Origin of the sequence: Desulfosporosinus sp. I2 (assembly GCF_000960765.1) — a bacterium.
Taxonomy (GTDB): Bacteria; Bacillota; Desulfitobacteriia; order Desulfitobacteriales; family Desulfitobacteriaceae; genus Desulfosporosinus.
Genome location: NZ_JYNH01000116.1, coordinates 1 through 15,101 on the forward strand (window position 1 = coordinate 1; position 15,101 = coordinate 15,101).

Annotated in this window: 18 protein-coding genes, 2 pseudogenes and 1 riboswitch; of the genes and pseudogenes, 11 read left to right on the forward strand and 9 right to left on the reverse strand. The window is 43.4% G+C overall.

Features of this window, described 5'->3' with window-relative positions; translation table 11 throughout:
- The 10 genes and pseudogenes from UF75_RS19570 to modD all read left to right on the forward strand — a co-directional run.
- A pseudogene (locus tag UF75_RS19570) lies at nt 1-1,241 on the forward strand (vitamin B12 dependent-methionine synthase activation domain-containing protein); the annotation flags it as partial.
- 35 nt (nt 1,242-1,276) lie between these two features.
- Complete coding sequence (locus UF75_RS27510; protein WP_197079469.1) at nt 1,277-1,465, forward strand: hypothetical protein; 189 nt, start codon at nt 1,277-1,279, stop codon at nt 1,463-1,465.
- A 119-nt stretch (nt 1,466-1,584) separates the two neighbouring features.
- Nucleotides 1,585-1,752 carry a hypothetical protein gene (locus tag UF75_RS28530; protein WP_156146525.1) on the forward strand — a complete coding sequence of 56 codons (168 nt, stop codon included), beginning with the start codon at nt 1,585-1,587 and terminating at the stop codon, nt 1,750-1,752.
- A gap of 302 nt (nt 1,753-2,054) precedes the next feature.
- Nucleotides 2,055-2,189, forward strand: a riboswitch (molybdenum cofactor riboswitch).
- Nucleotides 2,190-2,400: 211 nt separating this feature from the next.
- Complete coding sequence (gene modA, locus UF75_RS19575; protein WP_045576251.1) at nt 2,401-3,231, forward strand: molybdate ABC transporter substrate-binding protein; 831 nt, start codon at nt 2,401-2,403, stop codon at nt 3,229-3,231.
- A gap of 17 nt (nt 3,232-3,248) precedes the next feature.
- Nucleotides 3,249-3,794 (forward strand): molybdate ABC transporter permease subunit, encoded by a 546-nt coding sequence (gene modB / locus UF75_RS19580; protein WP_242860352.1) that lies wholly within the window; start codon nt 3,249-3,251, stop codon nt 3,792-3,794.
- 2 nt (nt 3,795-3,796) lie between these two features.
- Nucleotides 3,797-3,943 (forward strand): hypothetical protein, encoded by a 147-nt coding sequence (locus tag UF75_RS30380; protein WP_242860353.1) that lies wholly within the window; start codon nt 3,797-3,799, stop codon nt 3,941-3,943.
- On the forward strand, nt 3,940-5,082 hold the full coding sequence (locus UF75_RS26490) for an ABC transporter ATP-binding protein (RefSeq protein ID WP_052693452.1): 1,143 nt from the start codon (nt 3,940-3,942) through the stop codon (nt 5,080-5,082). Before UF75_RS30380 ends, UF75_RS26490 begins: the two co-directional genes overlap by 4 nt.
- Nucleotides 5,083-5,260: 178 nt before the next feature.
- Nucleotides 5,261-5,536 (forward strand): annotated as a pseudogene (locus UF75_RS19590) (molybdate ABC transporter permease subunit); the annotation flags it as partial.
- Between the two features lie 50 nt (nt 5,537-5,586).
- Nucleotides 5,587-5,814 (forward strand): extracellular solute-binding protein, encoded by a 228-nt coding sequence (locus UF75_RS19595; protein ID WP_082075247.1) that lies wholly within the window; start codon nt 5,587-5,589, stop codon nt 5,812-5,814.
- 29 nt (nt 5,815-5,843) lie between these two features.
- Nucleotides 5,844-6,689 (forward strand): ModD protein, encoded by an 846-nt coding sequence (gene modD / locus UF75_RS19600; RefSeq protein ID WP_045576253.1) that lies wholly within the window; start codon nt 5,844-5,846, stop codon nt 6,687-6,689.
- A gap of 147 nt (nt 6,690-6,836) precedes the next feature.
- On the opposite strand, the gene UF75_RS30835 is transcribed toward modD, so the two are convergent.
- The 9 genes from UF75_RS30835 to UF75_RS19635 form a co-directional block, all read right to left on the reverse strand.
- On the reverse strand, nt 6,837-7,337 hold the full coding sequence (locus UF75_RS30835; protein WP_052693453.1) for a uroporphyrinogen decarboxylase family protein: 501 nt from the start codon (nt 7,335-7,337) through the stop codon (nt 6,837-6,839).
- Entirely contained in the window at nt 7,328-7,693 is a 366-nt protein-coding gene (locus tag UF75_RS30840; protein WP_052693456.1) for a uroporphyrinogen decarboxylase family protein, read from the reverse strand. The genes UF75_RS30835 and UF75_RS30840 overlap by 10 nt, the downstream gene beginning before the upstream one ends.
- 69 nt (nt 7,694-7,762) lie before the next feature.
- Nucleotides 7,763-9,475: an ASKHA domain-containing protein gene (locus UF75_RS19610; RefSeq protein ID WP_242860354.1), complete on the reverse strand. Its 1,713-nt coding sequence runs from the start codon at nt 9,473-9,475 to the stop codon at nt 7,763-7,765.
- A 10-nt stretch (nt 9,476-9,485) separates the two neighbouring features.
- Entirely contained in the window at nt 9,486-10,496 is a 1,011-nt protein-coding gene (locus tag UF75_RS19615) for a uroporphyrinogen decarboxylase family protein (protein WP_348983080.1), read from the reverse strand.
- A gap of 63 nt (nt 10,497-10,559) precedes the next feature.
- Nucleotides 10,560-11,153, reverse strand: coding sequence for a uroporphyrinogen decarboxylase family protein (locus UF75_RS30845; protein WP_282433830.1), 594 nt, complete (start codon nt 11,151-11,153; stop codon nt 10,560-10,562).
- 4 nt (nt 11,154-11,157) lie between these two features.
- A complete protein-coding gene (locus UF75_RS30850; RefSeq protein WP_282433831.1) occupies nt 11,158-11,631 on the reverse strand; it encodes a uroporphyrinogen decarboxylase family protein in 474 nt (157 codons plus the stop codon).
- Nucleotides 11,628-12,284, reverse strand: coding sequence for a corrinoid protein (locus UF75_RS19625; RefSeq protein ID WP_045576256.1), 657 nt, complete (start codon nt 12,282-12,284; stop codon nt 11,628-11,630). Before UF75_RS19625 ends, UF75_RS30850 begins: the two co-directional genes overlap by 4 nt.
- A gap of 67 nt (nt 12,285-12,351) precedes the next feature.
- Nucleotides 12,352-13,500, reverse strand: coding sequence for a double-cubane-cluster-containing anaerobic reductase (locus UF75_RS19630; RefSeq protein WP_045576257.1), 1,149 nt, complete (start codon nt 13,498-13,500; stop codon nt 12,352-12,354).
- A complete protein-coding gene (locus tag UF75_RS19635; protein ID WP_045576258.1) occupies nt 13,478-14,281 on the reverse strand; it encodes an acyl-CoA dehydratase activase in 804 nt (267 codons plus the stop codon). The genes UF75_RS19630 and UF75_RS19635 overlap by 23 nt, the downstream gene beginning before the upstream one ends.
- A 359-nt stretch (nt 14,282-14,640) precedes the next feature.
- On the opposite strand from UF75_RS19635, the gene UF75_RS19640 reads away from it, so the two are divergent.
- Nucleotides 14,641-14,865: a hypothetical protein gene (locus tag UF75_RS19640; RefSeq protein ID WP_045576259.1), complete on the forward strand. Its 225-nt coding sequence runs from the start codon at nt 14,641-14,643 to the stop codon at nt 14,863-14,865.
- The last annotated feature ends 236 nt before the right edge of the window (nt 14,866-15,101 follow it).

Here is a 15,101-nt window from a genome sequence, read left to right on the forward strand (position 1 = left end):
GAATAAGGTGAAGTTTCCACCAACGGATATTATTTTTGATCCTAATATTTTAGCCATTGCCACAGGGATTGAAGAGCACAATAACTATGCGGTCGATTTTATTAACACCGTAAAATGGATTAAGGAAAATCTTCCTTTCGTCAAGGTTAGTGGTGGGGTAAGTAATTTATCCTTCTCCTTTAGAGGAAACAATGCCATTAGAGAGGCTATGCACTCTGTGTTTTTGTATCACGCTATTGCTGCAGGAATGGATATGGCTTGCAATAATTTTGAAGTGATTGATCTTGGAGTAATGGCATCTTGCGAAGTAATCCTGCAAACAGCAAAAAAAGAAAATGCTGATATCATAGCCCTGAGTGGACTGATTACTCCCTCCTTAGATGAGATGTCTAATGTGGCGGAAGAAATGGAACGGCAAGGGTTTAACATCCCCTTGATGATTGGTGGAGCAACAACCTCTAAGACTCACACAGCCTTAAAGATTGCACCTAACTATTCAAAGGGAGTCGTGTATAGTGTTGATGCTTCTAAAGCCGTAGAAGCTGCCAAAAAGCTGGTCGATAAGAATGGAAGAGAGAGGTATTTAGCTCAAATTGAGGAGGAATACCAAACTATAAGCGAAAGCTACGGGAAAATTGAACGAAAACTTGTGCCGCTCGAAGAAGCTAGAGAAAAGAAATTTCAAATAGATTGGAATAAGAAAAGGATTAACGTTCCAAACTTAATTAGAACCAAACATTTAAAAAATTTCCCAATCAGTGAGCTTAGAGAATATATTGATTGGTCTTATTTCTTTGTAGCTTGGGATATGGGTATGGTGTATCCCAAAATTATGGATGATCCGAAATATGGTGCAGAAGCTAAAAAGCTTTTTGAGGATGCCAATGAAATGTTAGATTTACTAGAGAGGGAAGACATACTAACAGCAAATGCCATTTTGGGTGGTTTCCAAGGATAATGTCTATCGATGCCTTGCGGATTATATAGCCCCAAAGGAGAGTGGGTAAACTGACTATTTAGGTGGATTTATTGTAACTACAGGCATAGGCGCTAAGGAGTATGCCGAGCAACTTAAAGCACAAGGCAATGACTACGGAGCAATTATGGTAAAACTTCTGGCTGATCGGTTAGCAGAAGCTTTCGCCGGGTTATTACATCTTCAGGTAAGAAAGAATTATTGGGGATACGCTCCAGATGAAAATCTAGAGCTTAAATCGTTATTAAAAGGGTCATTTCGGGGAAAGACTATCTGCAAGTACTAAATGCATGTAAGGATATGGACATTCATAAATTGGGTTTGTGTGTGCCGAAGCCTTTGCAGGAATTTTGCAGGGAATCGTTAAACAAGGATATTCTGATAGCAGAATCCTCCCATGACCTGTTTGAGAACAATATTAACGGACATATCTATAGGCCGATGGTGGAGCGGTATAGGTGGGGCTGCCCCCTTTGTCGCCGTCATTAATTCTATAATCAACTTGATTTTAATAATATTATAAGGCAAATAATTCTTGTTAATATCCTAAAATCCGCTTTTACCAGATTAGTTTTAGCTCACATACGAGGAAAAAGGTGGAATAATCAATGGAAATCTCAGCTTTAGATAAAATGGTCAGAGCTGATAGCCCTTTGCACCGTTGGGACGGGCGCCTAAAAACTGTACTATTTTTAGGCGCCATCATCCTTTCAACAGCTTTTCAACACTGGTATTTTGTAGCAGTGTTGTGGCTGGCAAGTATTCTGTTTTTTTAGTACTCTTCACCTTCCATGGCTTAATCTCATTATAGTGTACGAAATATCATTGGACATAGCCAACGCACCTGTCCTTCCAGACTGTTTATATGGAGCTTTATAAATCATAAAAACGAAAATACTATTGCTATTTTATTATAACATATCGTATAATATTGGCGTAGTTTAGTTTTGCAAGTTCTTGTTAGTAAATATACTGAAAAATATCTGATGACCGTTACAGAAAGCGGATATTAGCTAAAGTTAACTAACATAACTATACATATTATCATCATGGAAGGTAAACTTCTTCTGTCAACTGAATAAAGTCTACTCTCCGAGCCGATCAACCTAACGAGAAATCCATGGTTCATTGGCCAGGGCTTTAACGCCCTCGGGGTATGTCTAGAAATGGGCATGCCTTCACATTTTGAAAAGGAGGTGGTCGCATGGATTGACTTGATCAATTTGATGACGGCTCCACTTTCTTGTGGAGTCGTTTTTTGGTTTTCTGGAACAAAGACGAAATTCTGCCTGAAAATGGGATAGCTAAAAGGAGTTGTGATATTCATTCCATGAGTCGCGCATTCTAAAGACAAGTTAAGAGAGTTCCGAAGAAAATCCGCCAAGAAGTTTGTACGGAAATCCGCAGAGAAAGAAGGTTACATTATGTTCCAACATAGACAACGCACGTTAAGTTTTGTGGTGCTATCATTAATCAGCCTTTTTATGCTAACGGCGTGCGCGGTGCCAGGACAAAAGGCAACCCCGCCAGTCCAACAGCCGCCCACCCCCTCAGTTACAACTCCAAAACTCCGGATTGTAGCCGCTGCTGATCTAGCCTTGGCTTTTAAGGAAATCGCCGCGCAATTTGAAGAGGAGACCAAAATCCCGACTGAAATAACCTTTGGCTCTACGGGAACGGCTGCTATGCAGATCGAAAATGGGGCACCTTATGATGTGTTTGCCGCTGCGGATGTTTCTTATATTGAGGCACTTAATAAAAAGGGCCTGATTTTACCCAACACGCAACAGCTTTATGCTCAAGGCAGGATTGGTATTGCAACTCTGAAAGGAAGCAATTTGGGCGTTAAGACATTACAAGCTTTAGCGGATGATCCTAGGGTCAAGAAAATCGCCATTGCCGAACCGTCTCATGCTCCTTATGGCAAAGCCGCTAAACAGGCCTTTGAACACTTGAACCTTTGGAATAAAGTAGAAAGTAAAATGGTTTACGGACAAAATATACAAGACACTTTAGCTACCCTCAAATCAGGGAATGTGGATGCTGCTATCATCTCTCTTTCCATCTATAAGCCGGAGGAAGTCGATTTCACTATAATTGACAGTTCCTGGTATGACCCTTTGAATCAAATGATGGCGATCTTAAAAGGGACGAAACAGGAAGAAAACTCCCGTAAATTTATTGCCTATGTCAATGGGGAAAAAGGACGTGTGGTCATGAAAAAATATGGTTTTTTACTTCCCGGTGAGTTTTAAAAAAACAATATGCTGACATGAAAGTAGTTGCTAAGATGATGATGCCTGATTTAATCCCCCTTTACCTCTCTTTACGTCTGGCCCTGACAGCCACCTTGATCGGGCTGCTGATCGGTTTGCCGATCGCCTGGTTCTTAGGCCAAACAAAGTGGAAGGGACGGGAGATTCTCGATTCATTGATTAGCATCCCTATGGTCCTGCCCCCAACCGTTCTCGGTTACTATTTGCTGGTCCTTCTAGGTCGAAATAGCTGGATCGGAAAGTTGGCCGAAAGGCTAGCAATCCCTCTCGTGTTTACAACTAGGGGAGCCATTATCGCAGCAACGGTGGTTTCTATCCCTTTTTTCATTAAAACAGCCCGTTCAGCCATTGAAGGGGTTCCGTTCAATCTTATGGATGCTGCCCGTGTCCTCGGCAGAACAGACTTGAATATTTTTTTTAGCGTGGTTATTCCCAACGCTTGGAAAGGAATTGCCGCTGGACTGGTGCTCATGTTTGCCCGGGCGTTGGGGGATTTTGGAACCACGTTGATGGTCTCGGGGGGATACCTGGAAAAACGTTGACCATGCCGATTGCCATATACAATGCCATGCTTGCTGGAGATCAGGCCACGGCTAATCTACTTGCTTTGATTATGGCAGGCACAGCTCTTGGGGTGCTGATCCTAATCAATATGCTCAATCGACAGGTGGGAAGGAGAGGGAAGCGATGATAGAAATTCGGATTTCTAAAGCCCTGGAACTTTTCCCCCTTCAAGTCCACCTTAGGTTATCGGAGAGATCCTCTTTAGCCTTAGTAGGTCCTTCGGGGTGTGGGAAAAGCATGACTCTGCGTATGATTGCCGGCTTGGAACAACCGGATGAAGGGTATATTAAAGTAGGGAATACTATTTTATATGATTCTAGTGAAGGTACCTTTGTCTCGGCTTACCATCGCCATGTCGGGTACCTTTTTCAAAATTATGCCCTTTTCCCCCATCTCACAGTGGAGCAAAACATCGCCTTTGGCTTAAATCGCCGAACCAAGCAGGAACGGCGGCAAAAGGTTCAGTCTATTATGGAGCGTTTAAGGCTCATAGGCTTAGAAAAACGTTATCCCCAGTACATCTCTGGGGGTCAGCAACAGCGAGTGGCCTTGGCTAGAACACTCGTCACAGACCCTGAGTTACTGCTCTTAGATGAACCTTTTTCTGTTTTAGATAGCCAAGTGAAAAAGAAAATGGAAAAAGAAGTTATCGATGTGAGAAATGCTTTTTCGGGCACCATGATTCTAGTGACGCACAGCCTGGAAGAAGCGTTTCGACTGTGTTCGATGATTGCCGTCATGGACAATGGCCAGATTATTCAGTTAGGAACTCAGGAAGAGATCCTTCATCACCCTGCTAATCGCAAAGTGGCCCGCCTTACGGGGATGGAAAATATTTTTGATGGAACGGTCATCGAACGGTGCGGTGAAACGGCCCGACTCTGGGTAGAAGAATTACACGTGCATCTCACCATTCCCAATACTCTAAGGCAAGACAACCTTTCCTTAGGAATTCGGCCTACCCAGCTAATTGTAGAGCAGGATTATTGTGCACGAGTCGAGGACCCAGAAAATAGTTTCTCTGGACGAATTGTGCAAACTATTCCTACGCCTGACGGACAAATTGTGTTTATTCAGTTAGCCAGGGATCTGGTTTCTCACTCAAATAATTCTTCGTTGTCACACAGCCAACGTGACTATGATCTTCAGGCTTATGTCCCGTTCAATTACGGAAAATCTGATCATCGTCTGTTTCAACCTTGGGATCTTTGTCAGGTCATCTTTTCTATCTCTGCGATCGCACTTTGGCCTCAGGACATACGATAAGTTATACACATACCCCCTCCTCATTTTAGATACATTCTTCAAGAGATAATTAGGAAACTTAATAAAGCTCAGTGAATAAGAAAAATTGCATAGTTAATCTCCGAGCCAGACTGACCTAAAGAGTAAATCTATGGTCGCTGGACAGGGCAGAGGCCCTCAGGGTGTCCCCAGAAAACAGATTCCGCTGGCTTGGCCTGGAGTCGCTGCTGGGACGGTATTAGCCTTTGCACGGGCTTTGGGCGATTTTGGTGCTACGCTGATGATCGGCGGTAATATACCGGGTAAAACATTGACAATTCCAGCAGCAATTTTCTTCGCAGCTGAAGGCGGAGAAATGGGAAAGGCTTTGATATGGGTGATATTGATCGTTATTATTTCGATGATTGTTATGACGTTCATGAATTACTGGACTGATTATCAGCGCAAGATGATAACTACTATGGGTAGGAACTAGTATGGAATTATTGGTTGATATTCAAAAAGAACTTCCAGGTTTTGAGCTTGATGTTCATTTCTGAAGCAGGCTTTGTCTGGGATACGATTGCGCTCACCTCGAATAAGGTTAAAATCGTGGCTACGGCACCCGCTAATTCGCATAAACCGGTGGTCATACCAGCTGCAGTAGTAGCAGCTTCTAAAAATAGTGCTGCAGCATCGAAGTTTCTGGAATACTTACAGAGTGATGAGGCCATGAAGGTTTTTGAAAAGAATGGTTTTATCAAGGGAAAATAGGTTAAGACAAAAAAATGGAGGGTGAGATTATGCTTTATATCAGTGATGAAACAATTGACCGTTGGATCAAAGAGGATGTTCCATATATCGATTTAACGACACTGACCCTTGGCATTAGTGGACTTAAGGGGAAGATGAGTTTTACTGCGCGCGAGTTTACTATATTATCCGGGGTTGAGGAAGTATTAAGGATCTTTACTAAGCTAGGAATTACGCCGCTTCGCTCGTTACCGTCCGCTTCCGTAGTGAACAAAGGGGATACCTTCATTGAAGCGGAGGGATTAGCAGCAAACCTTCATATGGCTTGGAAATTGTGCATGAATATCCTTGAATACTCTTCGGGGATTGCGACCAGAACAAAACGGATGGTCGATAAGGTAAAAGCAGTGAACCCACAATTGACGGTACTAGCAACTAGAAAGTCTTTTCCTGGAACTAAAGAGCTATCCATCAAAGCCATCATTGCTGGAGGTGCTTTTCCTCACCGACTGGGCTTATCTGAAACAATCTTAGTTTTTAAACAACATATGGATTTTCTGAGTGATATCAACAATCTAGCCCAAAGCATTAAACAAAATAAAGCCAATGCCTGTGAAAAGAAGATCATTGTTGAAGTTGAAACGATTGAAGATGCACGGCTTTTGATCAAATCCGGAGTCGATGGATTACAATTTGATAAGATCCCAGCTAATGATCTAAAAATCATCGTTGATCAAATCAAGGGTATTAACCCCAATATTACGCTGCTTGGAGCGGGTGCCATAAATGCTGATAATATCGAAGAATATGCTCGTACAGGTATCGATGCCATTGTGACCACGGCGATGTATTTTGGCAAGCCTTCCGACATTGGAGTGACGATGGAAAAATTATAAACTGATGATTCAAAGACAGAAGGAAATCTACGTAAGGTATATCTTGTTGTGGTATTGTTACCCATTTTAGCGTTTGTCCTTTCATTCCCCTTAGGTCGATATCCTATATCGATACCCGATAAGTTTTCAGGGTACTCCTTCACTTGATTAATTCGATCCCCAAAGAACTGGTTGAACTATCCTGTTTAAGCTCCTCTTAATGCATCTGTGTCCTATCACAATGGGCTCGGTCGTCTCGTCAAGCAGCCCTAACAGCGCCTGTCCATAAGTCGAAGCTTCGTCTGCTTCGAGAGGATAAGATCTAGCCATCTCTATTTTCACAAGTGCAGTTGAGGTCTTACCGCAGAGGTGGAGAAGTACTTTACCACCAGCTTCTTTAATACCCTTTATAATTCGCCAGCTTGAGGGGCCACTATACTCCCGATATACTTTTGGTCCAATAATACCTATTGCTCCGACTGGGTCTCCGTAAGAAATAATTGAGGCACCCCTTTCGATACCTTCAAGGCTATAACGGATGATACCCTCTTCAACAACAGCCAGAATTTCCTGAATTCGCAGGGGGTCTTTTCGTAGACCTTTATAAAAATTCATGGGGTCGATAAGAGACGATAGGATCGTAAAAGGACCCTCCACATTTAGAACCACTTTTCCCCCGTCTCCACCAGAATTTCCACGGCGTCTAGGACTTCTCTAATACGACTTTCATTTAGCTCCAAACTCTGGAGATTGGACATTTCTTCAATTGACGTAAAACGGTAACTCTCCACCCTTGGCCCATTCAAGACATCACCCAGCTTGATGTGCGCACCGTAAGCTTCCGCTTCTACCGTAACGCAGAAAGGTATCCTAGCTATGACATCTCCTCGGTGCTTCCTTAGTTCCCGTGCAAGGGTTGCCATGCTATTTTTATCAGCATAAGCACCCGGGAGGGTTATTCCTGTTTTACTGTGCACCTCTTCCGGAATCTGCTCCAGATCGTCTCCCGCACATATAAAGTCCACTCGTCATTCCTCCATTTTCAGAAGTCAGTAGTGTGAGAGGCCTTGGATTTCGCACCCCTCGATCCTCGATTAAAAGCCCAACGCTTTAACAAAGTAGTCCTGAAAGCGGGGATTTGTGGAAAGCTCCAGAACCTCTATCCTATTCTTCAATTCATTGATCTGGGCCATCACAGCCTTATTGATCAGGGCCAACCGGGCTCCTTCCACTGAGGAATTGCCTACAAAGGTTATCTTCCCTTTAAACCCTTTGGGCAGGAGGCCAATTTCCCGAATACTATCCGGATTAATATGGTACCCGAAGGCCCCGGCAATAACCGCTTCCTCTATAGCTTCGAGAGAGATGCCTGCTTCTTCGAGGAGCAGAGTTACCCCTGCTGCAATAGCACCCTTGGCCAGTTGAATCTGGCGGATATCCGTCTGGGAAATATAAAGTTCCTCTGTCAGATAAAACTTCTTATCCCTGACCCTAGCTTTTATTCGGGGATCAAGGTTAGGGTTAAAGCGCCCGCTGGCTAGGACTAATTCTCGTTTGACCATTGCCGCAGTTATATCAATCAGGCCGCTCCCACAGATTCCCTTGGGTTGAGCCGCGCCAATGGTTGTAAAATGAAGATCAAACGTATCATCTATTAAAAAGGAGTCTATGGTCCCGTCTTCGGCACGGCAACCACAGGAAATGTTCATTCCTTCCAAGGCCGGACCGGCAGCAGTAGAGGTAGCAATGAGCTTGCCTCCAAGATTAGCCACGATTTCACCGTTGGTTCCGATATCTAAAAAGACAGAGGGGTAGTCTTTTTTGTCAAAGGCCGTGGCAACCACACCGGCAAGAATATCAGCCCCAACATACCCTGATGCTGAAGGTAAAAGGGTTACCCTTCCTTCTGGACAAATCAGGATACCTGCCTCCCTAGCCTTTAGGTCAACTTGTTCAAGAAAGACCGGTCGGTAGGGGGCATGGGCTATGGATCCGGGGTATATACCCAGAACAAAGTGCAGCATGGTCGTGTTCCCTGCTATGACTACTTGATAAACACGCTCCGTTCTACGGGCGTTACCGGTAAGGTCTATCACTAGTTCATTTAGTTTTCCTATGATGGCTACTTGAAGCTGGGTGGCGCCTTGGGAATTTTCCCGACAGTAGCTTATTCTGGTCAAAACGTCACCGCCGAACTCTGTTTCAGGGTTTAGACAGGACTCTTTCTGGAGGATTTCCCCGGAGGCCAGGTCTAGGAGATAAGCGGAAATTCCTGTGGTGCCTATGTCAATAGCCACACCAAGGATTTCGCCAGGCTCGGATCCAAGGTCGACAAGATCGTTGTCAAATAAGACACCATAGACTTGTTGCGCTCCACCCTGTTCCAGTTTACCCGCCTTCTGATAAATGTCCACCGAGCCAGAGTTATAAGATAGTCTTGCTAGGTAAGGCTGAGCTGTCCTTTCGGGAGGTGGTAACAAAACCTGTTTTACCGAGCTGTCGACTTCTACCGCTATCGCAACTCCTTGGTTAATAGTCTTGAGCTGGTTACCTTTTGGAGGAAGTTCGATCCAAACTTCACCCCTTACCCGAGCCAGGCAGGCCAAACGGACGTTAAGGGCATGGATGAACTCACTTTCCAAATCCTCTGGGGGGAAAAGGTCACCCCAGGCCTTGACCCGGCATTTGCCGCACAGACCTAAGCCATTACAGGGAGTCTCCAAGGTCAGACCCGCTGCCCTAATACATTCCGAAAGCCGCTCCCCTTCGGTAACGTCTATGGAAAGATCCTCGTTGGTGAAATGCACCTTAACCCTGTTAATGATAAGAACCTTCTTTCACGTAATCTGTCATGGTTTTGAGATTGCTTATCGAAGTAGCCATACTGAGACCGCAAGCAGGAGCAACGATATCCACCTCTGAATGGAGCACATTGCGGGTAATGCCCACAATCTTCGCTCTTTCCCCAGTGTGCAGAAGTTGGGTACTAACATTGCCCATAAGTCCCGTCTTGATTCCCGCTCGGGCGATTTTCATGTTGACTATTGAATCAAAGCTCACAGCATTAGCCTTGACCTCATTGAGGGACTCGACGATATTGCTGGCATTACCGCATATGTGAAGGATGATAGGGATACCTTCCTTATGAAGAGCCTTGATTATTTTCTGATAGTAGGGAACCGCAAACTTTTGGAAATTGCGTGGTCCCAGAATTTCTCCTGTCGCTGTAGGATCAGATATGGAGATAACGTCCGCTCCGGCCCTAACCATCTCTAAAGTATATCTGATCAGATAGTCATTAACGAAGGCGAGAAAACCGGCCACTCGTTCAGGTTCCCGCCTTAGCATCTTAAACATTTCCAGAGGGTCAACAACCGAGGTCGCAGTACTGATATGGCCTGAAACATTGCCAATAACCGGGACATGGCTGTTCCTGAGTTCACGGATCGCCTCTAAAACTACCCCCATTCTGCCGGTGGTAACGTCAACCAGGGAATAGTTTTCCATAATGGCTTCTAGTGGCTCGTCATTATACCGAGTAACTCTGGGTTCGATAAGGTTATCTCCTAGATTAACGCTGGCACCTAGTGCTTCAACTTCAGCAGTTAGGCAATAAGGTACCCCATAATTTTCAAAGCCAATGAGCTCATTGATTTTTCGTGCAGCACTTACCATGGCTTTAGTATCTGAGTGATGGCCGCCCCCTACTTGATCGGATATCTCCGTAACGCAGGCACTCATCATGCCGCCCGGGCAAATAATGGGAGGTCGGTCAACCCTGTCTCCCTTCAATACGTTTAATAGGCGTTCTTTTTCATTCAGAATTATTCACCTTCTTCCGACCTTTTCAGCAGTTTGCTCAAAATAGACCTTAGTCAAGCGATCTTTTCCTTATCTTAACATTTTATCTAACTTTTCAGGTTCAATGGGATAGCCTATCTCTCTTGCTGCATCCATCATCGCTTCAATGTTTCTCAACGGCGTTTCTACCGGCAAACTACAGCCTGACATAATAACATATCCTTTTGGTGAATCCCAGGCTTGCTGCACGCATTTAATAACCGCCTCGCGTACATCAGCAGGGGTACCAGCATACATCACGGCAGAAGGATCTACATGTCCCAATATTTTAACTCTATCGCCAATCTGTTCCTTGCATTTTTGCAGATTTACTACATTGTCAACACTGAATCCAGCAACGCCCATAGCGACTATATCCTCCCATATTTTTTCGGTTTTCCCACAGATATGCATCGTCACTGACTTTCCTTTAGAAGTAATATATTGCACCAACTTTTGCAAATATGGCGCACCAAATTCACGGAAATGTTTGGGGCTAACAACAGTGCAGGAAGACATGGGCTCGGAAATTGTCGGGGTCAGACCAACGTCAATGATCGCCTGAGCATATCTGATACAAGTTTCCAATGAAACTTCGCAAGCACGATGAACGACATCCGGATTAGTGAAGAATAACTTGCTCATCTTTTCAATACCCAATAAAAAAAATCGCATTGGTAAAAGGGCCGACAATCCCTCCTGCACAAGAAACTTCTTCTCCTAATTCATCAATGAGATATTTCATCGCTTCGATATGGATAGGCAAACGACCGTCTTTATACGGATCGGCTGCTTCTAAACGATCAATTTGGCCGATGTCATCAATAGCCGGAGTAGCCAGATCTGCTGTGTTATCTGCAGGAAAATTAATTTTCGCTCCCATAGCTTCCGCCCAGGGAAACAAATCCGTGAATATTCTTACCCCATCATAGCCAAAACGGCGGTAAGAAGCGATTTGGGCATCGGCAATAATCCTGGCACTACTATTGAATTCAGATATTTTACAGCCATAAATTCGAGCAACCCCATTGGCTACATTCGGATTGCAGGGGAGACGATCTGCCATTTCCCCTCCTGCTATGGCCTGAGCTCTTTCAACCGGGGTCATTTTGTCCTTCATCATTGTTGAGCCTCCTGTACCAAATCTTGTGCTAATTTAGCAGCTTTAGATGCGTCTTCTGCATAATGCGCACCGATTTTATCGGCAAAACTTTTTGATATGGGACCTCCCCCGATCATAACTTTGATCTTGTCCTGCAACTTATCTCTTTCTAAGAGCTGTATCACTGCTTTCATACCTTCCATTGTCGTGGTCATCAAGGTTGATAAAGCGATAATATCGGCACTAATTTCTTTTGCTTTCTTAACAAAATTTAGTGGAGGCACATCTCTTCCTAAATCGACCACATCAAAGCCCGATGTTTCCAACATTATTTTAACGAGATTCTTCCCGATATCATGCGTATCCCCTTCCACAACCCCAATTACAACTTTATAGTTATCCCCAAGTTTATCCAGCTTTAAGTGGGGTCTTAAAACGTCGAGTCCCGCATACATAGCATCCGAACACATCAACAATTCAGGAATAAAGTATTCTTCCTCTTCGTACAATTCACCCGCTCGATCCATCCCGTGTGCTAAGCCTTTATTAATGCCTTCATAGGGATTAAAATTATTTTCTATATACGTCTGGGCAAGTTCAACTGTCATTTTTTCATCCATATTCACAACCGAATCAGCTAATTGCAATAATAGCGTTTGCTTTAAATCTGACATACTCCGTCTCCTCTACTCTAGAATTACGTTTCAAACAACACCGAGCCACGTAATTATTAGACCCACTTCATGTGATGCTGATCATTTCTAAGAATGCTTCAATCCGAACCTTTAATTGTTCCACATCGGATTCTGAATAGTCTGTTTCAATTTGCAAAAACGAAAGATTTTTCTTCCCCTGCAGGTATTTCTTCAAACTATAAGACTCGATGTTATAGGTATGACATGCCTGCCAAGTAAGATCAACAATACCATCTACGTTAAACTCGTCCACTAATCGTTCCACAAGTTCAAACCGAGCGATGTTCGGGGACATACAGGAACAAGGCGTTCTGAGATATTTTTCGGCAATCGCTAAAAGAGGTTCTTTCCCTTCATCTACTTGGTCATAAACTGCTTTATACCCTCCGCAGCTTTCGAAACAAACAACATTTCCGCCGCTCTCTTCGATTATCTGAACAACCTTATGTGAGCCAATCCCTACAGGAACCCCAGTTAAGAGTATTCTTGGCGTCTTCATATTAAATGAGGTGATCCCCCGGCTGTACAATTCCTTCAATTCTAACGTCAAGCGATCAACCATGAGCACCGCTTCCTCTTTGTCAATGCTAAAGCCCCGATTATAAAGAACCATCAGTAAATCTACGCCACTGATCGGCGAGGGCTTAAGTTTAGCAATATCCTGCAAGTCTTTAAGTGAACGCCGTTCTTCATTTAACAATTGGATGGCCTCACGTAAATCTTGATCTGTTATGGTTACGTTGAGTTCGACTTCCAGTCGATCTTTCAGCTTTATGATTTCTCCATACCAATACTGTAAAGCCTCTTCATCCTGCTTTTGCGGAAGCTGGAGTAAATGAAGAGGCTTTATTTTGGAAAGCAATTCATACATTTTTTTCTTGCCATCACAGGTTGTTTCGGCAATCAGAAGATCGGATAAATTAAAGTAGGGGCATACACCAGAAACTGCATACCCATAACTTGATTTAATGAGAGGACAAAGATTTCTTGGCAGAACCTTTTCGGCTACGGCAATAGGGTCCTGTTTAGTACTACACAGAGGTATGGGAATAGCCCCGGCCGCCATGACTATTTCCATAGGCGAATAGATGCAGTACTTTCCTACAACTTTCCTGCCTTTTTCTTTGGCGGATTTTATCAAATTAATACTTTTGGCGCGCAAATTTTCAAATTCACATAACATTTCGGATTGCATCCTTATTACCTCTTTCACGATAGTTTTCGAAGCCTACAATTGCAGCACCAAGCGCACCGACAATCTGTGGCTGATTGGCAATATTAAATTTGGCACCAAAAGATGAGGATAAAATCACACAAATCTCAGGATTGTTAGCCACCCCGCCAGAGAACGTAATCTCTTCCAGACAGGAAATTTTAGATGTTAAACTTATCATTTTATTAGCAATGGTTTGAACGATTCCTGAAGAGATCGCTTCTTTAGTCACTCCTTGGGCAAGGAGACCAATGATCTCGGACTCAGCAAAAACGGTACACATGCTGTTAATACTTACGGGTTTGCTACCTGATGCCATTTGCCCTAATTCATCTAACGAAATATCAAGAATGCCTGTCATAACTTGTAAGAACCGCCCCGTACCAGCAGCACATTTATCATTCATTATAAAATCAGCAACCGAACCATCTTCTGCGACCGCAATCACTTTACTATCCTGACCTCCAATGTCTATGACTGTTCTGGTTTGCGGAAAGAGAAATCTCGCACCCTTAGCATGACAGGTTATCTCTGTCACTTTTTTATCTATAAAAGAAAGCGACACACGTCCATAGCCGGTTCCAACGACAGTATCCACGTCCCGCTCTTGTAGACCAGCATTGTTTAGCGCTTCAAGAAATACAGTCCGTCCAGTTTCTTTAGGGTTCCAGCCAGTTGGGATAATAGCCATACTTCTTATCGTTCCATCAAAAATGACGGCCTTCGTTGCAGTAGAACCGACATCAATTCCAGCGGTTATCACCACTTCACCTTCCTTAATTTTCAATCAGTTAATTTTGTTGACCACTAATTTAAGCTAGACATTATGGTTGAGACTATCAAAAAGATGGAGTTTATCCAGGTCAAGGCTAAGTAGATCTTAGAATTTCCCTGAAGTTGGTATCGGCAGTTGCTCTTAAGATAATACTGACATTAGCGTCTCAACTGTAAGGCGAAAGTCATATTTCAATAGACTGCTCAACACCCCCAGTATCATGATGCCGACAAACAATGTTGTAATATTTACTCATTTCTACACAATGTGCAAGATCAATTGATAATGTATTAACTATTTTATATCATAACTAATACATTATCAATAAGGAGCTCAGACGTTTTTAGGTGCCAGTAGCACCTTATTTAAGTGTACCTTTTTTAGCTTGTGTTATAAACTGTAAGGTGAAATTGCCTATTTTTAAAAAACGCCTAGGACGGTTCTTCACCGTTAACAGGAAGGGGGTATCGGATATCGTTCCCGTACCTTTGTTGAGTGGGCCAATTTTGGCCAAAATGGGTGGTAACGCGGAAGACTACGGCTTTCGTCCCTGTGATAAGGATGAGCCGTAGCCTTATTTGTATGATAAACTATCCGTTGGTCACGGATTCAAGGATAAGTAAAATTACATAAATAATCTTAAGGTTATGCATTTACATAATATAATACTAATAGTATAATAATTTTATTATCGGGAATAGAACCTGCTCAGACTCTATCTATCAGCAATATGTGTACCGTTTTTTAAGAATCAGAAATTATTGGCCTCTTGGTCCGGAGCAATTCTAAAGGCGGAATTATTGCTGGA